Here is a 19,715-nt window from a genome sequence, read left to right as displayed (position 1 = left end):
CCCACGCAGTCTATTCTGGATCAAGGCCGCCGTCATCGATTAGGGTGATCTGACGGTTCTCCAGATCGATCCGCAATTTGACTTCGAACCGCACTTCGCCGGAGTAATCACCCGTGTCCGCCGCTGCATCGTAATCGGGCCTGGAAACGGGAATTGTCATGATCGTTCCCAGTTCCGGGTCGACTTCGATCGTCGCTTCCTCGAGATAGACGTTGCGGAAGTTTCTTTGGCCCATGCAGACCATGCCGTCGCCTTCACCCGGCCAGTAGATGAGACCATAGCCCATCGAAGCGACTGCCGGGCTCGCATGGTCGAACAGGATCGCAGTGACCTCACCCTGGAGAAAATAGCGCGGACTATAGAGGTCTTCGGAAAAAATCACGCTTTCGACACCGATATCGCAGTTGCCGAATTCATGATCCTGCGCTGCGGCCGGGGCGGTAGCCGCCGCAAACATCAATGCTGCCGATAATGCCAGTCTCTTCATCGCCAATTCCCCTTCGCGCAGGAAGATAGCTGCGCTCTGCAGCGAAGCCAAGGAAGAACACAGCGGCAGTCGCCAGCGGAAAAACATCGTTTTCCTACACGCAAGACCGGCGCTAAGATCATCGGCGTTCTTTCAAATCGTGAAAGCCCGGATGAACTGCCAACAGAGCGAGATCCCGTTTTCGAGCGAGGCGTGTCACCCTGCAGGATTTGTTTTTCGCTTGTGAAACAAGCGGTTGCAAAACCCTACAAGGTGACAGGTGTCACCTTATTCCTACATGATCGCGCGGACCGTGCGGGCAATCAATCCCCCGACGGATCGACGAAATTGCCCGCCCCGATGTTCGCATTGACCACGCCGCCGTCGATCGGGATCGTCGTGCCGACCACGTAATCGCCCGCCCGGCTGAGCAGGTAAATTGCGCCCGCCGCCATGTCCTCGGTCACGCCGACCCGGCGCGAAGGGATGCCCTTCTTGACCATGTCCGCATTGTCGCGCGCGGCGCGGTTCATCGCGCTGGGGAAAGCGCCCGGACCGATGCCGTTGACGATGATGTTGTGCTGCACCAGCTCGGCAGCCATGCGGCGGGTCAGGTGGATCAGCCCGGCTTTCGACGCCTGGTAGGGGTAGGTCGGCCACGGGTTGGACTTCATCCCGTCGATGCTCGCGATCATCAGCACCTTGGCCGGGCGATCCTCGGTCGCGGCGGCCTTTAGCAGTGGCAGAAGCTTTTGCGTCAGGAAAAACGGGGTCTTGACGTTCAGGTCCATCGTGCGATCCCAGCCCGCCTCGGTGAAATCCTCGAACGGTTCGCCCCACGCGGCCCCGGCATTGTTGACCAACAGGTCGAGCTTGTCCTCACGGCTGGAAAGCTCATCGGCCAGCTGCTTGATCCCGTCGATCTGGCTGAGGTCGCCAGTCAGGCCGATCACCTTGTCACCCAGCTCGGCGCTGGTCTCGTCGACCTGCTCCTTCTTGCGGGCGACGATGTAGACACGGGCAGCACCCGCTTCGAGCAGGCCTTCGACAATCATCTTGCCGATCCCGCGGCTGCCGCCGGTGACCAGTGCGACCTTGCCTTCGAGGCCAAACAGTTCGTTGAGTTTCATCATGGTGAGGTTCCTTAGTAGCCGCTCAGCTCGGCCACGCGGTTGGCGTGGTAATAGGCATCGCCGAGGAATTCCTGCAGCGCACGATCGCGTTTCATATAGAGGCCGATGTCATACTCGTCGGTCATGCCGATCCCGCCGTGCATCTGGACACCTTCCCGGACCGCGAGGCCGGCGGTCTTCGCGACCTTGGCCTTGGCCACTGAAACCATCAGCTCGGCCTTCTCGCTGCCGCCGTTTTCATTGGCCGCATCGAGCAATTGCTGTGCCTTGATGACGACCGCACGGGCGATCTCGACTTCGGAATAGAGATGCGCGGCGCGGTGCTGCAGCGCCTGGAATTCGCCGATCGGCTTGCCGAACTGCTTGCGCTGCTTGAGGTAGTCGACGGTCATGTCCATCGCCCCGCGCGCCACGCCCACGCCCTCGGCCGCTGCGCCGATACGGCCAGCGTTGAGCACCCGGTTGAGGATCTCGCGCCCGCCATCGACCTCGCCGATCACGGCGTCGCCATCGAGCTCGACACCGTCGAACTTCGTGTGCGTCGCCACGGAGCTGTCGACCAGCCGCACGGCATCATGGCTCATGCCAGCTGCATCCCTGGGAACAGCGAACAGAGTGATCCCGTCGGCATCGTCATCGCTGCCAGAGGTGCGCGCGGCGACGACCAACATGTCGGAACTCGCCCCGTGAACCACAAAATCCTTCTGGCCCGACAGCTTGAACCCATTGCCCGATTTCTCGGCCTTGGTCTTGATCCGGGCAGGATTGTGCTTCGTTCCTTCGTCGATGGCGACGGCATAGACCGCCTTGCCCGATACGACGCCCGGCAGATACCGCTGTTTCAGATCGTCACTGCCATGCTTGAGAGCGGTCGCCGCCAGCACGGACGTGGTGAGGAACGGCGAAGGGGTAAGGTTGCGGCCGATTTCTTCCAGCACGATCCCAGCCTCGACATGGCCCATGCCGAGCCCGCCATCGTCCTCGTCAAGCAGGATCCCGGTAAACCCGAGCTCCCCCATCTGTTCCCACAAACCGTGGCCAAAACCGTCCTTGCAATCGCGGTCGCGCCAATGGCGCAGCTGTTTCTTGATGCTGCCTTCCTCGGCCATGAACTGGCTGGCGGTATCGGCGAGCATCGCCTGATCGTCGTCGTGATACAGAGGCATTGATCAAGCTCCCGGCAGGTCGAGGATGCGTTTGGAAATGACGTTCAGCATCACTTCGGACGTGCCGCCTTCGATCGAATTGGCCTTGGTGCGGAGCCAATTGCGCGATGGCTTGCCGCCGCCCGTCTCCTCGCTCTCCCACTCAAGCGCGCGACTGCCACCAGCGCTCATCATCAACTCATGGCGGCGCTTGTTGAGCTCCGTCCCGGCGTATTTCATCATGTTCGGCTGCGCCGGATGGGCTTTGCCGACCTTGACTTCATCGAGGAACTTTTCGCCCATCGCGCTGTAGGCCAGCGCATCGACGTCAAACATCGCCAGCTCGGCGCGGAGCAACGGGTCGAGCTCGCCGGAATGGCGCAGCATGGCCGCACCGATTGCCGCAGTGCGGTCTCCGCCGCCCGCGCCCGAAATCATCTCGCGCTCGTGGCCGAGCAGATATTTCGCAACGTCCCAGCCGCGGTTGATTTCACCGACGTAGCCGGGGCAATCGTCACCATAGCTCTTGGGCACCGCCACATCGTCGAAAAAGGTCTCGCAGAACGGGCTGTTGCCGCTGATCAGCAGGATCGGCTTGGTCGTGACCCCGCCGCCCGCCATGTCGAACAGCATGAAGGTGATGCCCTGGTACTTGTTCTCCTTGTCGGTGCGGACCAGGCAGAAAATCCAGTCGGCTTCGTCAGCATAGGAAGTCCAGATTTTCTGGCCATTGACGACCCAATGGTCGCCCCTGTCCTCGCCAAAGGTCTGCATGCTGACAAGGTCGCTGCCGCTGCCCGGTTCCGAATAACCCTGACACCAGCGAATTTCACCGCGGGCAATTTCGTTGAGAAAGCGCTGCTTCTGGCCTTCAGTGCCGAAGTGCAGCAGCGCCGGGCCGAGCATCCAGATACCGAAGCTGGAAAGCGGCGGACGCGCGCTGATCCGGCTCATTTCCTGGCGCAGGATCTTCGCCTCGGGCGCGCTGAGGCCGGCGCCGCCATATTCCTTCGGCCAGGCGGGGACAGTGTATCCCTTGGCCACACAGGCATCGAACCACGCCTTCTGGGCATCGCTTTTGAAGCTCGCATTGCGCCCGCCCCAATACACGTCCTCTTCATCGCGGACGGGCTGGCGCATTTCAGGCGGACAATTGGCTTCGAGCCACTGCCTTGTTTCCTCACGGAATGCTTCGAGGTCGGACATTGGGGGACGCTCCTCTTGGTAATTGTCGGGCGGCGTATTGTTCGCCGATTGACGCTTACGTTAAGGTGATTCCGGGTGCGACTGCAAGCGGCATCACAGCGATCCGCCATGCCGTAGCGTCATGTCGACGCGCGTTGACGCAGGCACAACGCCGCCTAAGCTGCCGCAAAAATAACAGGAGAGGCCAGCTATGCGATTCTCGGGCAAGACGGTGGTTATCACAGGCGCAGCTTCGGGTATCGGAGAGGCGGCGGCGAAGCTGTTCGCGAATGAAGGCGCGACCGTTTATGCTGCCGATATCGACGAAGCAGGGGGCCAGGCCCTTGCCGAAAGCTCCGATGGTTCGATCCGTTTCCAGCGCTGCGATGTGACCTCTTGCGAGGATATCCGCGCTCTGATGGATCGTGCGGGCGAAGAAACTGGCGGCATCGACGTGCTGTTCAACAACGCTGGCGCAGGCGGCGCGCGGCCGCCGATCCACGAGATCGAGCCGGACGAATGGGACCTGACCATGGACCTGCTGCTCCGCTCTGTCGCGATGGGAATCCGCTATGCCGTACCGCATATGCAGCACAGGCATGGCGCGTCGATTGTAAATGTCTCGAGCATTTCGGCTGTCGGCCCCGGATATGCGCCGACAGCCTATTCTGTTGCGAAAGCAGCTGTGCTGCATCTGACCAAGATGGCCGCGGCGGACCTTGCACAATTCGGCATCAGAGTGAACGTTCTCCAGCCGGGGTTCATCAACACGAACATCTTTACATCCGCGCTGGAAATTCCCGACGAACTCGTGCCGACCGTCAAGAATGCAATCTCGCAAATCGCGTCCGATGCTCAGCCGGTCAAGCGCAGCGGGCAACCGGAAGATATTGCGCAAGCCTGCGCCTATCTCGCCAGCGAGGCCGGCAGCTTCGTCAACGGCACATCTTTGATTATCGATGGCGGAATGACCATTGGTCCGCGTTACAGCTGGGATCCAGACGAACCGGACATGTTCGAATCACTGCGGGCAATGGAAGAAGCTGCGAAGAAGGGCGCCAGCGAATGAGCTTCACTTCGGGCCCGCTGCCGATGCGCTTGAAGCTGATCCACGGCTTCGGTGCTGTCGCTTTCGGAGTCAAGGATAGCGGCTTCAGCTTCTTCCTGCTGATTTACTACAGTCAAGCACTGGGCATGGATGCGGGACTTGTCGGCCTTGTCCTGCTGATTGCCTTGTTGGTCGATGCGGTGGTCGATCCGATCCTTGGTTACCTGTCGGACCGGACCTACACGCGCTGGGGGCGGCGTCTGCCGTGGCTCTACGTGGCACCGATCCCGCTCGCCTTTGTCTGGATCATGCTCTGGTCCCCGCCCAGCGGAGACGCGCCCAGTGCTCTTGGTCTTCTGGGCATCGCAGTGGTGGTCCGCATCCTGCTGTCGGCTTGCGAAGTTCCGTCGGTCAGTCTCGTCCCGGAGATCACCGATGACTACAATCAGCGCACCACGCTGTTCCGTTACCGCTATCTGTCTGGCTGGATGGGCGGGCTGCTGATGATGGTTCTCGCTTACTCTGTCTTCATGCCGGGCAAGAACGGACTGCTGACGGCGGACGGATATGCCGAGTTCGGGTTTTTCGGTGCAATTCTGATGGCTTTCTCAGTGCTGGCCTCTGCTATCGGCCAGCACAAGCTTGTTGCTCAATTGCCCGCAAAGAAGCCTCCCCCCTTCAGCCTGTCCGCCGCATTCAGCGAGATCCGCGAGGCCTTCAGCGAGAAAGCCTTCCTGATTTTCGCCGCTGGCGGGCTCGCCGCCTATGTCAGTCAGGGAATGACCTTCAGCATTTCCAACTATCTGAATGTCTTCGTTTGGAAACTGGACAGTCTGGAGTTTGATTGGGCACCGTCATGGCTGACTGGGCTGACCGCTTATCCGCTGGTACTGGGCGTCTCGGTCATCCTGATGTTCTTTGTCGTGGGCCCGATGCATCATCGGCTCGGCAAACCACGCAGCGCGGCTGTCAGCGCGATCTCTGCGCTTGTCTTCGGCCTGCTGCCTTATGCTTTGCTGCTTGCCGGAATCTGGCCGCAAGTCGGGTCGATCGGTTCTGCCGCGCTGTATTACAGCTTCATAGTCGTCGCCAACATGTTCGGCGTGGTGGTGATGATTTCCGCCAGTTCGATGATTGCCGAGATTGTCGAATTGTTCGAGGAGCGTACCGGTCGCAGGGCCGAAGGCAGTTTCTATTCCGGCAACTGGCTGGTCCAGAAATGCGCGACGGGATTAGGGATCTTCCTCACCGGTCAGATCATCGCACTGTCGCAACTGGAAAGCGGGGCCGACCCGGCTACGGTCGAACAAGGAGTTCTGACGACCATCATCGCCGCTTTCGCCATCGCGACTATCGTGCTGGCGCTTTTCGCAGCGTTCTGGCTTGGCCGGTTTCCCATCAGCCAGGCGGATCATGAAGCACGGATCGCCGCCCGCAATCTGGGCGGAGTACCCGGTCCGATAGAAGGCGCGCCTGATGCCCGGATCATCGCCTCGGTTCCTCCGAACGGCGAGGCACCCTGACAAATCAATGCTTGGCGCAGCCCCCGCGCTCTGCCAGTTTCACACAGCAACGGATTCGCACGAGAGAGGAACACACCCATGAATTTTGACCTTACTGATCGCCAGATGCACTGGCGCGACCGCGTGCGCGACTTCATCGAGAAGAACATCCGACCGAACGTGCATGTCTACAAGGAACAAGACGCCGAAGGGGACCGCTGGAAGGTCATCCAGATTATCGAGGATATGAAGGTTAAAGCCAAGGAACAGGGCATCTGGAACCTGTTCATGCCGCCGCAGGGCCAGCTTTCCCATGTCGATGACAGCTTCGAATTCGAAGGCCCCGGTCTGACCAATCTCGAATACGCCCTGTGTGCAGAAGAGATGGGCCGCATCGGCTGGTCGAGCGAAGTCTTCAACTGCTCCGCCCCTGACACCGGCAATATGGAAGTGTTTCACCGCTACGGCACGCGCGAACAGAAAGACAAATGGCTTGACCCGCTGATGAACGGCGAAATCCGTTCCGCCTTCCTGATGACCGAGCCTTACACTGCGTCTTCGGATGCCACCAATATCGAGACGCGGATAGACCGCGATGGCGACGAATATGTCATCAACGGCCGCAAGTGGTGGTCGTCAGGGCTCGGCGACCCCCGCTGCAAGGTTGCGATCGTGATGGGCAAGACCAACCCTGACGCGCAGCGCCATGCGCAGCAGTCGCAAGTGCTCGTCCCGATGGATGCGCCGGGCGTCAATATCCTGCGCCACCTTCCCGTGTTCGGCTATGACGACGCGCCGCACGGCCATATGGAAGTGGAGCTCAAGGACGTCCGCGTCCCGGCTGCCAATTTGCTGCTGGGCGAAGGCCGCGGGTTCGAGATCGCGCAGGGTCGCCTCGGCCCGGGCCGGATCCATCACTGCATGCGCACGATCGGCGTAGCGGAAGAAGCGCTCGCTAAAATGTGCCGCCGCCTACAGGAGCGTGAAGCCTTCGGGAAGCCGATCTACAAGCATTCGGTGTGGGAAGAGCGTGTTGCTCGCGCCCGGATCGACATCGACATGACCCGCCTGCTCTGCCTCAAGGCGGCTGACATGATGGACAAGGTCGGCAACAAGGTCGCCAAGCAGGAAATCGCCATGATCAAGGTGCAGGCACCCAATATGGCACTGCAGATCATCGACGATGCCATTCAGGCACACGGCGGCGGCGGCGTTTCGGAAGATTATGGTCTTGCCAATGCTTACGCTCACCAGCGTACGCTGCGGCTGGCCGATGGTCCGGATGAAGTCCATGCCCGCTCGATCGCGCGAATGGAGTTTGCCAAACACGCGCCCAATCCGGGCCCCACGGCCAATGCGCTTCGCGACGGCAAGGGACCAGCCCCGATGACCAACGATGTCAGCTCCGGCGACCTGGCGGCGACGCGCTGATGACAAAGGCGGCAATTCTCGAGCAGCCGGGCAATGGACTGGTCATTGGTGAGGTAGAGCTCGCCGATCCGGGTCCGCATGAGGTGTTGATCGACGTCAAGGCCTGCGGCCTGTGTCACTCCGATCTCCATTTCATCGACGGTGCCTATCCTCATCCGCTCCCCGCGATACCGGGGCACGAGGCTGCCGGTGTCGTCCGCGCGGTCGGCAGCGAAGTAAAGACGGTCAAGCCGGGCGACCACGTCGTGTCATGCCTCAGCGCCTTCTGCGGGCACTGCGAGTTCTGCGTCACCGGCCGCATGGCACTATGTCTTGGCGCCGATACGCGGCGGGGCAAGGACGATCCGCTTCGCATCACCCGCAATGGCGGTGAACCGGTCAACCAGATGCTCAACCTGTCGGCCTTCGCAGAGCAGATGCTGATCCATGAACACGCCTGTGTCGCGATCGACAAGGACATGCCGCTCGACCGGGCGGCAGTGATCGGCTGTGCAGTCACGACAGGTGCCGGTACGATCTTCAACGCAGCCAATGTGACGCCAGGAGAGATGGTTCTGGTGGTCGGCTGCGGCGGGGTCGGGCTGGCAGCCATCAACGCTGCCAGGATCGCCGGCGCTGGCAAGGTAATCGCCGCCGATCCCCTTCCAGAGAAGCGCGAACTGGCCAAAGTCCTTGGTGCGACGCACACAGTCGATGCACTTGCTGACGATGCCGCCAAGCAGATTATAGAAATCTCCGGTGGTGGCGTGCACTACGGGATCGAAGCAGTCGGGCGGCAAGCATCGGCTGATCTCGCCGTGGCTTCGCTGCGCCGTGGCGGCACCGCTATCATCCTCGGTATGATGCCCTTGGACTGCAAGGTCGGACTGGGCGCGATGGACTTGCTGTCAGGCAAGAAGCTGCAGGGCGCGATCATGGGCGAAAACCACTTCCCCGTGGACCTGCCGCGGCTGGTCGATTTCTATATGCGCGGATTGCTCGACCTCGACACGATCATCGCCGAGCGTATTCCGCTTGAGGATATCAACAATGGCTTCGACAAAATGCGCGAAGGTCATTCCGCGCGCAGCGTGGTGGTGTTCGACTGATGTCAGACCACGCCAGCGCAGAACAGCCGATCGACTTCGACAAGGAAATGGTCGGCACTGTGGAAGTGCCAGAGAACGACCGGCTCGACCTCGACCGGCTCACCGCATGGTTCGAGGCAAATGTCGAAGGCTATGCCGGGCCGATCAGCTATTCGAAGTTCAAAGGAGGCCAGTCGAACCCGACTTACCGGATCGACACGCCGGGCGCCTCCTATGTTTTGCGCCGCCAGCCGTTCGGCAAGCTGCTGCCGAGCGCGCACGCGGTCGACCGTGAATACAAGGCGATGACGGGTCTTTATCCGACCGGCTTCCCAGTGCCCCGCACTTATGGCCTGTGCGAGGATCCGCAAGTCATCGGATCCATGTTCTTTGTCATGAGCATGGCCGATGGCCGTTCGCTGTGGAACGGCGCCTTGCCCGGTTGCTCGAAAGCAGACAGGCGTGAAATCTATCACGACATGATCGACACGATGGCCGATCTTCACACCAAGAAGCCGAACGAGATCGGACTTGGTGATTTCGGCAAGCCACAGGACTATTGTGCGCGCCAGATCAGCCGCTGGACCAAGCAATACAAGCTGTCCGAAACCGAGCACCAGCCGAAGATGGAGCGGCTGATCGAATGGCTGCCGCAAACCATTCCGCCCCAGCATGAAAGCTCGGTCGTTCATGGCGATTACCGGCTCGACAATATGATCTTCCACAAGACCGAGAACCGCGTGATTGCAGTGCTCGATTGGGAATTGTCGACTCTGGGTGATCCGATCGCCGACTTCAGTTACCTGATGCTCAATTGGCACAATCCATCCGATGGCCGCGCCGGCCTGCTCGATCTCGATCTGGCCGAGCTAGGAATTCCGACGCAGCAAGAAGCGGTGGAACGCTACGTTTCGCGGACCGGTTACCCGGTTCCGCCGATGGACTGGTATTTCGCTTACAACCTGTTCCGCCTCGCCGGCATCATGCAGGGGATCAAGAAACGCGTGATCGACGGCACCGCCTCATCGGCACACGCCAAATCGATGAGCGAGCGCGTGACGCCTTTGATCGAGCGTGCTTACGACTTTGCCAAATCGGCCGGTATGCCTGAATAGAGAGCTGGGCTAGAACTGGCGCGACCAGCGTAGCACGACCCCCGCATCGTCGGATGCGTCTGCAATATGGCCCGGTTGGCGGCGGACAAACAGGCTCGTCGAAGCATCGCCACCCAGCAGACCGCCGCGCCACGACAGTTCGCCCATTATCTCCCGCCCTTCCGGTGTCAGAGAGAGGTGGCGCTCACCGAATTGCGCGCTTTCGGTTGCGTAATCATAGGCGATTGGCAGCTCGAGCAGCAGGCCGCCGCTTTCCACTCTCAGCGGCTGGGAAAGACGGAACGCGAGGATATCGCGGTCCTGCATCAGGCCGAAGCGCGAGACATCAAGCGACCACGCAAGACTCCCGAAGCTGGAGCCATCGATGATCCGGCCAACCCGTGCCGCATCGGTCGCTCCGTAGCGGACCGCCCCGCCCACGCGCCAATCGCTGGTCGGCTCGAACGCCGCGCTGCTATCGAAGAACAGCGTGCGCGCCCCGCCCGTCCCAATGCTGTTCGCGAAATATCCACCGAGCACCGTTTCTTTCTCGTCCATTGCGGTCAGGCCGAAAGCGGCAGAGAGTTTGCCGAACCGGCGGTCAACTGCAGCAGAATAGCTGCTCACATCCGTGTCTCTGCTCTGACGTGCCATCAGGTCGAACGCGTTGGCAGGACTTCCCAGCCACACTTCGCCCGATTGTGCCGCCAGAGTCAGGACCCATGGTCCGATCTGTCGACGAAGTGCAATCGCAGCATCGTTCGATTGCGTGAAACCGGTATCCCCAAGTGCATCGCGCGCAATCAGGAAGGCAGGCTGCTGATGGCCCTGCATCTGCGCGACAAGCCCGTCCGCGCTCTCCGCAAAGCCGAAGGCAACATCTGTATCCGAGGCTATTTTCAGGGCGACCCGGCCAGCCAGAACCCGCGCTTTCTCGGCGTCGCGACCTGTCAGGCGCAGAGGCGATGCAAGCTCGCCCCGTCCGTTATTCCCGACCGTGAAAGCAAATGACACCGCGTTGCCGACTGATGACACGCGGCGCGTTCCGCTTTCAACTACGCCCTGCATTCGTTGCTGTGCGAAGGCCGGGCGCAATTGCCGGCCGAGGTCGACATTGTATGCTCTGTCGTATTTGTCGGTGATAACAGTTTCGAGCGGGACATTCGTGAATGCATCGCCCATTGCTGTCGAGGCCTGACCGACATCGCTATTGAGCGGCACGGATGCCGTGGTCCCGGCGAGAGTGGAGGTTCCGGACGGCTGGAGCGCCCGCGCAATGTCGAGAATGCCCCGGCCAAAAACGGGGTCGGTCCCGCCAGCCCCTGCTTCGCGCGCGCTGTCGAGCAAAATCTCGACGATCTCTTCACCGGTCAGGTTCGGAAATGCCTGAGCCAGCAATGCTACCGCTCCGGCGACCTGTGGAGCAGCGAAGCTAGTGCCCGAGAACAGCGTTACAAACCGGTTTCCGTCGGCATCGGTGGTAATTTCCAAAACACCGTTATCGTAGGTGCAGCATATGCGCTCTCCTCTCGCGCTGAGGAAGCTGGCTGCCAGACTACCCGCACGATTGCTGAAGTCGGAGAACGCGCCATTCTCGTCGACCGATCCGACAATGATCACGTTCTGCTGCCCGGCGGATTGCAACCCGGCAGCAAAGGGGTCGGGCTGGTTCGGGTCGATCTGTGGATCGGTGGTATCGCCATCATTGCCTGCTGAAACCACAATCACCACACCGGCTGCTGCCGCGCGCTGGATCGCGGACCGCAACGCCGCGCTTGGCAGACTTCCACCCAGGCTCAGATTGATGACCCGCGCGCCCGAGGCAACCGCCTGATCGACGCCGCGTGCAACATCACGGTCGCTGAAACTGCACCCGTCGAGTGCCTCGTCGGTCTCTGTCGCACAGGTTCCTGGCGCGTCGGCCCGCAATGCGAGAATGCTCGCCCCGAAGGCAATCCCGACGACACCGGTGTTGTCCCGCGCTGCTGCCGCAACTAGCGCCACATTTGTCCCATGGTCGTCTTCGGCATTGAAGGTCGGATTGCCCGCAACATCCCGCGAGTCAGGGTGGATCCGGCCAGTGAACTCGGGGCTGTCCACATCGATACCGGTGTCGATAATGGCGATTGTGGCTCCGCTGCCGGTTATGCCGTCCTGCCACGCCGATACCGCATTATGAAAATCCGGGCCGTCCGAGCGGCGAAATTCAGCCGTGTCGAAAGATGATGTCGGAGTCGGAGTCGGAGTAGGGGTCGGAGTGGGTGTTGGCGTAGGAGTAGGGGTAGGGGTAGGAGTAGGCACCGGCTGCGGTGTCGAGATCGGGCGTCCGCCACCACCTCCGCCGCAGGATGCCAGCAGAGCCAGAGCCGTCATGGCCGCACCAATTTTAATTGAACGCGTGGGGCGTTTCATTGTCAGTCCTTCAATTCACCCCCGTGTGGCGATCCTATGCTAAAGATTTGCTGAATGGAAATAGGCGATCCATGCACTTGCCGCTGCAGCCGCCCGGGGCTAGCAGCCTCGCAAGACTTTTCAGGAGCCGCGAAGCATGTCTGCAGACCTAATCACCGCGATCGAAGCCGCATGGGAAAATCGTGCCGAAGTGACCCCGGCGAGCAAAGATGTGCGCGAACCGGTCGAGGCTGCACTACAGTTGCTCGATAGCGGCCAGGCCCGCGTCGCACAGCCGGACGGAAACGGCGGCTGGACCGTCAATCAATGGCTGAAAAAGGCAGTGCTGCTCTCCTTCCGGCTTTACGACAACGCCGTCGTCCCGGCTGGCGCTGCCGGTGCCCCGGCCTATGACAAAGTCCCGTCGAAGTTCGACGGCTGGGGCGCAAACCGCTTTCAAGATGCAGGGTTTCGTGTCGTCCCCGGCGCAGTAGCCCGGCGCGGCAGCCACATCGGCAAAGGCGTCGTCTTGATGCCGAGCTTCGTCAATATCGGTGCCTATGTCGATGAAGGCACCATGATCGACACCTGGGCGACAGTCGGCAGTTGTGCGCAAATCGGCAAGAACGTCCATATCTCCGGTGGGGCGGGGATTGGCGGTGTGCTCGAACCCTTGCAGGCCGATCCGGTGATTATCGGCGACGGTGCATTCATCGGCGCACGGTCGGAAGTGGCCGAAGGCGTGCGTGTTGGCGAAGGCGCCGTCTTGTCGATGGGCGTGTACCTAGGCGCATCGACCAAAATCGTCGACCGTGCCACGGGTGAGGTGCACCGCGGACAGGTTCCGCCCTATGCTGTCGTGGTGCCCGGGGCTTTGCCCGGCAAGCCGCTGGCTGACGGAACACCGGGACCATCGCTCTATTGCGCGGTCATAGTAAAGACGGTCGACGCACAAACCCGTTCGAAAACGGGTATCAATGAATTGTTGCGCGACTGAGGAACGGCTAGTCGCATCGCGAGTTTAACTAACAAGCATTAAGCCATCTCGGAGGGCATGACATGGCAGATCAAAATTCGAACAACGAAGAAATCCACATCGAAGATGATGACGCAATGGCCGGTGAAAAGTCAGGTCGGATGCGTTGGGTGCTGGGCGTCGGCCTGCTCTTCGCCGTTATCGCCATGTCTCTTGTCTGGATCATTCCCGCGGCGATGCAGGGCGATGCAGAGGAAGAGGCAACCGTCTCCGGCGCCGCAGATGCCATGGCCGAGAACAATCCGATGCTTTCCGAAACCGAAGCTGCCGAGCAAATTGCCGGTGACGAAGACCCGCTGGAAGTGGGCGAGGAACGGGCCGCTGGCGAGCAAGCGCCGGAACCGCAGTAAGTCTCAAGCGCTTCTCTCCTGTTAAATGCAGGAGAGAAGCATGAGCAATTCCCATAGCTACCAGACCGGTCAATACGTTCAGTGGGACTGGGGCAACGGGACTGGCAAAGGCCAGATCAAAGAGCGGTTCGAACGCGAAGTCACTCGGACCCTACAAGGGACCGAAGTCACCAAGGATGGCGACGAAGACAACCCCGCCTATCTGATCAAGCAAGATGATGGCGACGAAGTCCTCAAGCGCGGCTCGGAGCTCGAAGCGCAGGACTGATTGAACAGGCGCAATCGGCAACGCTATCGCAAGTCGATAGCCGGTTAGCGCTCCTCACCGGCAGCATGTTCATACGGAGGGATATCATCCATCGATGAACTTGCCGCTTCCGCTGCGCGCATCACGCGCATCATGTTGCGCGAACTGATCATTTCCAGGTCTTGCTGCGAATAGCCCCGGCGGGCGAGCTCGCCGAATAATGCCGGATAGGTCGAAACATCCTCCAGACCCGGCGGAGCAAACGGAATCCCGTCGTAGTCGCCGCCGATCCCGATCGCCTCAATTCCGGCAACCGAGCGAATGTGATCGATGTGATCTGCTGTTTCGGCAATCGAAGATTGCGGCAGAGGATTGGCTTCATCCCAGCTCGCGAGGCGATTGGCGACCTCGTCGGGCTGGCCCTGCCACAAGGCTTCCAGCCGTGCCTGTTCGGCGGCGCGATTGGCGTTCCATTGGCGCGCCGCCTCGCTCAGGAATCCCGGCACGAATGTGACCATGATGATCCCGCCATTTGCCGGAAGCCGCGCCAAGGCGCTGTCGGGAACATTGCGCGCGTGGCCGTTGAGGGCACGCGCAGACGAATGGCTGAAGATAACCGGTGCCTGCGCCACATCGAGCGCATCGTGCATCGCTTTCTCGCTGACATGGCTGAGGTCGACCAGCATGCCGATGCGATTCATCTCGCGCACCACGTCTTTGCCGAAGTCTGACAAGCCGTTGTTCTTCGGCTCATCGGTCGCGCTGTCCGCCCAGCTCAAGGTCTTGCCATGCGTCAGGGTCATGTAACGCGCGCCCATTGCATACATCTGGCGCAGCACGGCCAGGCTCGATCCGATCGAATGGCCGCCTTCCATTCCCATAAGCGATGCAATGCGTCCTTGCGCCATATGGCGCTCGACATCATCTGCTGTCAGCGCAAGGCCCAATTCGCCGGGATAGCGGGCGATCAGCCTTTTGGTCACGTCGATCTGCTCGATCGTCGCTTGCACCGCTTCCGGCTCTTCTAGCGAGGCCGAGACATAAACCGACCACCATTGTGCCCCGACTTTGCCGCGCTTCAGGCGCGCAATGTCAGTGTGCATCGCGCGCCGCCCGTCGGGACTTTCCGTCCCGGTCGTATCCTCGAAATCGAAGTCACCGATGACATTGCCGAACCGTCCGCGCAGCTGGATAGGCACGTCATTGTGTCCGTCCCATACCGGAGCGGCCTCGAGCGCCGCTTCGGCGGCTTCCTCAGGAGTATCCGCCAGAGCAGGTGCGGTCCAGACAAGCATGGCGGTGGCGAGGAGTAGGCGGCGCATTGTTTTCTCTCCGGGAAACTGTAATCGCGAGCACTCTAGCGCGGCGCGCGGCCAGTAGGAAAGCGAGAATGACAACGGCGAAAGATCTCATAGCCAGGCTTGATCTGCAGCCGCATCCCGAAGGTGGCTGGTATCGCGAGACCTGGCGAACACCAAGCCAAGACGGCGGACGCGCTGATGCCACTGCAATCCATTTCCTGCTGACAAATGGCCAGCGTTCGCATTGGCACACAGTCGATGCGGCAGAGATCTGGCTGTGGCACGCAGGCGATCCGCTGGCCCTGTCGTTCGCCCCAGGCGATGCAGGTCCTGTGGAGACGGTTACGCTCGGCGGCGATGTGATTGCCGGCCAGCAAGTCCAGCACGTGATTGCGCCAGGCCACTGGCAGGCTGCCGGGCCCGCTGCAGGACCGATTGGCTTTACGCTGGTCTCCTGCGTGGTCGCGCCCGGGTTTGAATTCTCCGGATTTCACTTGGCAGAAGCAGGCTGGGAGCCGGGGGCATGATCCGCGCGGGCCTGCGGTGGCTGCTCGCGCTGTTCTATGCGTTCGCCGGATATGCCCATCTGGCCGATCCCGCCCCGTTCCTCACGATCATGCCTTCGGCCGTGCCCTTTCCCGAAGCGATCGTCTTCTGGACAGGCATCGCGGAATTGGCGGGGGCTCTCGGCCTGATCCAGCCATGGTCAGCCAAGCTGCGCCGCGCAGCAGGGATCGGTCTCGCCCTCTACGCGCTTTGCGTCTGGCCTGCGAACATCAATCATTTTGTGATGGATATGGCGAGCAAGGATAGCGGACTGGGGCTTGCCTATCATGTCCCGCGCATGATCGCGCAGCCGGTCATTATCTGGCTGGCGCTATGGGTGAGCGGAACGACCGACTGGCCGTTCCGCCACCGTAGATAGTCTGACTTAGCTGAGGTGCTTGGACACCGCAGCCGTCATCTTGAACATCGAAATCTGGTCCTTGCCGATCACGGCACCCAGTTTCGCGTCCGGATTGATCTGACGCTTGTCCTTGCTGTCCTGCAGGTCGTTCGCCTTGATGTATTCCCACACCTTGGAGGTGACCTGAGCGCGGGTCATCGGGCCCTTGCCGATGACGTTCTCGAGATCGCCCGAGAGAGTTACCGGCTTCTGCAGTGCGTTGTTACCAGCCATAATAGATTCCTTTCCTTCTGGTCCATTCGATTATTCGAATTCTTCTTCGTCAACCCAACCCTCCTCTTCAGCGGCACGTTTGTATGTGCCTGTGAGGACGGCGGCGGCCACGACATGGCCTTCGATTGCCGCGATCACATCCGCCCGGTCGGCACCGGGCATCAGGGTCAGCGGCAGGTCGACTGCGAAAATCTGGAACACGAAGCTGTGCGCATCGTCTTCGCGCGGTGGTGCGGGGAGCAGCCATTCCGAATTGCCATGCGCGTTCTTGCCAACCCGGGGCGGCACTTCACCTTCAAGCAGCATGCCCTTTTGCGCGGGCAAACCCCACACGGCCCAATGGCATGCTGCATCGTCACCCGCTGAGTCAGCGTCTTCGACTATCAGAACCAGCTCCATCGCGCCGGGCGGCGGGACCGTCCATTCGAGCGGCGGAGCGACCGCATCTTCTTCGTCCGCAGTAAAGCAGGGGTCGAGCCCTTCATTGTTGCGAAACGCCGGGCTCGAGAGATTCCATCCGCCGCGACCCAAAGTCTTTTCATCGGCCAATCGGGCGACTGATAGCCGCGCATGTCCGGCGCCTGCATCAGGCAGGGCTGCGGCGAGCCAAGATGGCAGCGAAGACGACATTTTCTCTCCCGTGTATCCAGATGGTGTTCTACGCCCGTTGCCGAGGCGCGACGAGGGGGGACACCGCCTGAGGGCGGGTTTTCCACTGCTCGGCGGCAATTTGAGCATATTTTGCCCACTTTTCCGGCTTCTGCTTCGGGATATTACCCAAATTTGCGCCCGATGCCGCTTGCTCAGACGCGGTTCAGGCGGCATTGCTCCTAGTGCCCGTGCCGCGAGGGGGATGCTGCGCGGCCAGGAATAATGTCTCTCGGGAGCTTGTTTTCATGAAATTCGGTCGCGCTTCACTCTCCGCAATACTCGCTGTCTCGCTTGCCGCTTGCGGCGGCGGCGGTGGCAATTCCTCTGGCGGCGGCACTCCAATCGCCGGCGGCGGTTCTGGTGGCGGCGGAACCGGTACGTGCTCGCTATCTTCCCGGCAGGATTTCGTGAAAGCGGTGATCGACGAATGGTACCTGTTCCCGACATTGGTCGACAATTCGGTAAACAAGAGCAGCTTCAACGATGTCCAGTCCTACATAGACGCGCTGGTTGCCCCGGCGCGGGCACAATCGCGCGACCGGTTCTTCAGCTACATCACTTCGATCGAGGAAGAGAACGCCTTCTTCAATTCGGGGTCGAGCGCCGGCTTCGGCATACGGCTCGGCTATGACACGGGAGCCAATCGCGTCTTCGTGATCGAAAGCTTCGAAACCGGCCCGGCATTTCCGCAGGGGTTCGACCGCGGAACCGAACTCATCGCTGTCGGGACCAACGCCGGCAATTTGCAGTCGATCTCCAGCCTGATGGCAAGCGGGGGGCCGCAAGCAGTGATCGACGCACTCGGCCCGTCGGATCCGGGCGTCACGCGCAGTTTCGTGATCCGCCCGGTCGGCGGCGCGGATACCACCGTCACAGTCAGCAAGGCCGATTTCTCTCTCGATCCGGTGTCCAACCGCTACGGCGCCCAAATCATCAATGATGGCGGCAAGCTGGTCGGCTACATCAATCTGCGCACGTTCATCGATAGCGCCGATCCGGACCTGCGGGCAGCGTTCGACAATTTTCGCCAACAGGGTGTGACCGAAGTCATCCTCGACCTGCGCTATAACGGTGGCGGCCTGGTGCGCATTGCAGAATTGTTCGGCGATCTCCTGCGCCGCGACAATGTCGGTGATGTGTTCAGCCGGACCACTTTGCGGGCCAGCAAGTCGAGCGAGAATTCGACCGATCTGTTCGGCGCGCAACCACAAGCCATTACCGCAACCAAGATCGCGGTCATCGGCCGCCCCGGCACCGCATCCGCCAGCGAGCTGGTTACCAACTCGATGATCCCCTATCTCGGGAACAATATCGCGCTGGTCGGCAGCAACACCTTCGGCAAACCGGTTGGCCAGTTCGCTTTCGACAAGGCCGAATGCGATGACCGCCTGCGCGTGGTGACCTTCCGGACAGAGAACAGCGACGGCCAGGGCGATTACTACACCGGGCTTGCATCGGTGATGCCCAACACCTGCGCCGCGAGTGACGATATTTTCACGCAGCTGGGCGATCCGAACGAAGCGTCGGTCGCGCAGGCGCTCGCCTTCTTGCGTACCGGCGCCGCGTCCTGCTCCGCAATCAGCGGCGGCGGACAAGCCACACAGTCGCGCACCGCCGGTTCGCCGCAGCGCCAACTCCTCCAGCCGCGCTATCCTACGGCCGCGCAGCACGAGGTGCCCGGACTGTTCTAAGCCATTGCTTTAGGAATAAGGTGACACGTGTCACCCTGTTGGGTTTTCCAAAGCGTTGAAATCACGCGCTTTTCGAAATCCTACAGGGTGACACGGCAGGCGCCAAAGTGATCCCGGCGGCGGCTCAATCCGCGCTCGCGCGATGCTATGCGTCGTTCTCGCAACCGCTATCGTCACAGTCATCGGGGTATTCTTCGCTCGCCCAGCGGCCTGTATTGCCGCAGTTGCCCTCCGGCCCGAATTCTTCGATCCGGCCTAGCAGCCCGTCCCACGCATGGCGCCACTCATTGAGCTCGCTGCCGTGCCGCCCATATGCAGAGCGCCCGGCCATGTCCTTATTGCGCATCAGTGCCAGCGTCAGGTTCTCGTTGTAGCGGCGCGACGTGCCGATCATCTCGCCCTGATAGAAATGCGGCACTTCGACCCCGTTGATTGCGCGATCCAGCGCCGCTTGCGCCAATTGGTCGAAGCCATGGTGATAGGCCCCCTCCCACGCCTGGTCGAAGCTGGTATCCCTGAGCCGGGCGCGCAGTCGGTACGCCGACTGGCGCGACATGCCGACACGGCGTGCCGCCTCGACGACCGATTGCGAACCCGCCAGTGCGTCAATGAACGCCGCCATCTTCGCGCCGGTCCAATGCGGGGAACGCTGGAGCGGGACAGGCTCGGGCGAGACGTCAGCGTGGGTTTCGGGTGCGGCCGCCGGGGTGACGGTGACGGCAGTGTCAGAGGTGGAACGAATGCGGGCGGCGTAAGCGGCCAGCGGGTGCGGCGGGCGGTCTTTTGGGTTCGACATG

20 protein-coding genes are annotated in these 19,715 nt (G+C 61.1%); 11 read left to right on the top strand and 9 right to left on the bottom strand.

Features of this window, described 5'->3' with window-relative positions; all coding sequences use genetic code 11:
* Positions 1–10: 10 nt before the first annotated feature.
* The 4 genes from E0502_RS09385 to E0502_RS09370 all read right to left on the bottom strand — a co-directional run bounded on the left by E0502_RS09385 (position 11) and on the right by E0502_RS09370 (position 3,950).
* Positions 11–487 (bottom strand): hypothetical protein, encoded by a 477-nt coding sequence (locus E0502_RS09385; RefSeq protein ID WP_137677759.1) that lies wholly within the window; start codon positions 485–487, stop codon positions 11–13.
* Between the two features lie 302 nt (positions 488–789).
* Positions 790–1,596, bottom strand: a complete 807-nt coding sequence (locus tag E0502_RS09380; protein WP_137678760.1) for an SDR family NAD(P)-dependent oxidoreductase — start codon at positions 1,594–1,596, stop codon at positions 790–792.
* A gap of 14 nt (positions 1,597–1,610) precedes the next feature.
* Complete coding sequence (locus E0502_RS09375) at positions 1,611–2,765, bottom strand: acyl-CoA dehydrogenase family protein (protein WP_137677758.1); 1,155 nt, start codon at positions 2,763–2,765, stop codon at positions 1,611–1,613.
* 3 nt (positions 2,766–2,768) lie between these two features.
* Positions 2,769–3,950, bottom strand: a complete 1,182-nt coding sequence (locus E0502_RS09370) for an acyl-CoA dehydrogenase family protein (protein ID WP_137677757.1) — start codon at positions 3,948–3,950, stop codon at positions 2,769–2,771.
* A gap of 190 nt (positions 3,951–4,140) precedes the next feature.
* On the opposite strand from E0502_RS09370, the gene E0502_RS09365 reads away from it, so the two are divergent.
* From E0502_RS09365 to E0502_RS09345, 5 genes are all read left to right on the top strand, one after another.
* Positions 4,141–4,998 carry an SDR family NAD(P)-dependent oxidoreductase gene (locus tag E0502_RS09365; protein ID WP_137677756.1) on the top strand — a complete coding sequence of 286 codons (858 nt, stop codon included), beginning with the start codon at positions 4,141–4,143 and terminating at the stop codon, positions 4,996–4,998.
* A complete protein-coding gene (locus tag E0502_RS09360; protein WP_137677755.1) occupies positions 4,995–6,500 on the top strand; it encodes an MFS transporter in 1,506 nt (501 codons plus the stop codon). The genes E0502_RS09365 and E0502_RS09360 overlap by 4 nt, the downstream gene beginning before the upstream one ends.
* A 78-nt stretch (positions 6,501–6,578) precedes the next feature.
* Positions 6,579–7,910 (top strand): acyl-CoA dehydrogenase family protein, encoded by a 1,332-nt coding sequence (locus E0502_RS09355; RefSeq protein WP_137677754.1) that lies wholly within the window; start codon positions 6,579–6,581, stop codon positions 7,908–7,910.
* Positions 7,910–8,998, top strand: a complete 1,089-nt coding sequence (locus E0502_RS09350; protein ID WP_137677753.1) for a Zn-dependent alcohol dehydrogenase — start codon at positions 7,910–7,912, stop codon at positions 8,996–8,998. The genes E0502_RS09355 and E0502_RS09350 overlap by 1 nt, the downstream gene beginning before the upstream one ends.
* Entirely contained in the window at positions 8,998–10,092 is a 1,095-nt protein-coding gene (locus tag E0502_RS09345) for a phosphotransferase family protein (protein WP_137677752.1), read from the top strand. Before E0502_RS09350 ends, E0502_RS09345 begins: the two co-directional genes overlap by 1 nt.
* Positions 10,093–10,101: 9 nt before the next feature.
* On the opposite strand, the gene E0502_RS09340 is transcribed toward E0502_RS09345, so the two are convergent.
* Positions 10,102–12,483: a S8 family peptidase gene (locus tag E0502_RS09340; protein ID WP_137677751.1), complete on the bottom strand. Its 2,382-nt coding sequence runs from the start codon at positions 12,481–12,483 to the stop codon at positions 10,102–10,104.
* 136 nt (positions 12,484–12,619) lie between these two features.
* Between E0502_RS09340 and dapD the strand changes: the two genes are divergently transcribed.
* From dapD to E0502_RS09325, 3 genes are all read left to right on the top strand, one after another.
* A complete protein-coding gene (gene dapD / locus E0502_RS09335; RefSeq protein WP_137677750.1) occupies positions 12,620–13,459 on the top strand; it encodes a 2,3,4,5-tetrahydropyridine-2,6-dicarboxylate N-succinyltransferase in 840 nt (279 codons plus the stop codon).
* A 62-nt stretch (positions 13,460–13,521) separates the two neighbouring features.
* Positions 13,522–13,848, top strand: coding sequence for a hypothetical protein (locus E0502_RS09330; RefSeq protein ID WP_137677749.1), 327 nt, complete (start codon positions 13,522–13,524; stop codon positions 13,846–13,848).
* A gap of 40 nt (positions 13,849–13,888) precedes the next feature.
* Positions 13,889–14,116 carry a hypervirulence associated TUDOR domain-containing protein gene (locus E0502_RS09325; protein WP_137677748.1) on the top strand — a complete coding sequence of 76 codons (228 nt, stop codon included), beginning with the start codon at positions 13,889–13,891 and terminating at the stop codon, positions 14,114–14,116.
* Between the two features lie 44 nt (positions 14,117–14,160).
* Here E0502_RS09325 and E0502_RS09320 read toward each other — a convergent pair whose 3' ends face one another.
* Positions 14,161–15,417 carry a dipeptidase gene (locus E0502_RS09320; RefSeq protein WP_137677747.1) on the bottom strand — a complete coding sequence of 419 codons (1,257 nt, stop codon included), beginning with the start codon at positions 15,415–15,417 and terminating at the stop codon, positions 14,161–14,163.
* A 68-nt stretch (positions 15,418–15,485) separates the two neighbouring features.
* Here E0502_RS09320 and E0502_RS09315 point away from each other — a divergent pair, with 68 nt between their 5' ends.
* Together E0502_RS09315 and E0502_RS09310 are read left to right on the top strand one after the other, a co-directional pair.
* Positions 15,486–15,923 carry a cupin domain-containing protein gene (locus E0502_RS09315; RefSeq protein ID WP_137677746.1) on the top strand — a complete coding sequence of 146 codons (438 nt, stop codon included), beginning with the start codon at positions 15,486–15,488 and terminating at the stop codon, positions 15,921–15,923.
* Positions 15,920–16,321: a DoxX family protein gene (locus E0502_RS09310; protein ID WP_137677745.1), complete on the top strand. Its 402-nt coding sequence runs from the start codon at positions 15,920–15,922 to the stop codon at positions 16,319–16,321. Before E0502_RS09315 ends, E0502_RS09310 begins: the two co-directional genes overlap by 4 nt.
* Positions 16,322–16,327: 6 nt before the next feature.
* Here the strand turns inward: E0502_RS09310 and E0502_RS09305 are convergent, their stop codons facing one another.
* Both E0502_RS09305 and E0502_RS09300 read right to left on the bottom strand, forming a co-directional pair.
* Positions 16,328–16,576: an SWIB/MDM2 domain-containing protein gene (locus tag E0502_RS09305; RefSeq protein WP_137677744.1), complete on the bottom strand. Its 249-nt coding sequence runs from the start codon at positions 16,574–16,576 to the stop codon at positions 16,328–16,330.
* 30 nt (positions 16,577–16,606) lie between these two features.
* Entirely contained in the window at positions 16,607–17,206 is a 600-nt protein-coding gene (locus E0502_RS09300) for a YbhB/YbcL family Raf kinase inhibitor-like protein (RefSeq protein WP_137677743.1), read from the bottom strand.
* A gap of 266 nt (positions 17,207–17,472) precedes the next feature.
* Here E0502_RS09300 and E0502_RS09295 point away from each other — a divergent pair, with 266 nt between their 5' ends.
* Positions 17,473–18,918, top strand: coding sequence for a S41 family peptidase (locus E0502_RS09295; protein ID WP_137677742.1), 1,446 nt, complete (start codon positions 17,473–17,475; stop codon positions 18,916–18,918).
* Positions 18,919–19,063: 145 nt separating this feature from the next.
* On the opposite strand, the gene E0502_RS09290 is transcribed toward E0502_RS09295, so the two are convergent.
* On the bottom strand, positions 19,064–19,714 hold the full coding sequence (locus tag E0502_RS09290; protein WP_137677741.1) for a hypothetical protein: 651 nt from the start codon (positions 19,712–19,714) through the stop codon (positions 19,064–19,066).
* Position 19,715: the final 1 nt, after the last annotated feature.

It is taken from the genome of Parerythrobacter lutipelagi (assembly GCF_005434975.1).
Classification (GTDB): Bacteria; Pseudomonadota; Alphaproteobacteria; order Sphingomonadales; family Sphingomonadaceae; genus Parerythrobacter_A; species Parerythrobacter_A lutipelagi.
This window is presented reverse-complemented; position numbering and strand designations above follow the sequence as displayed.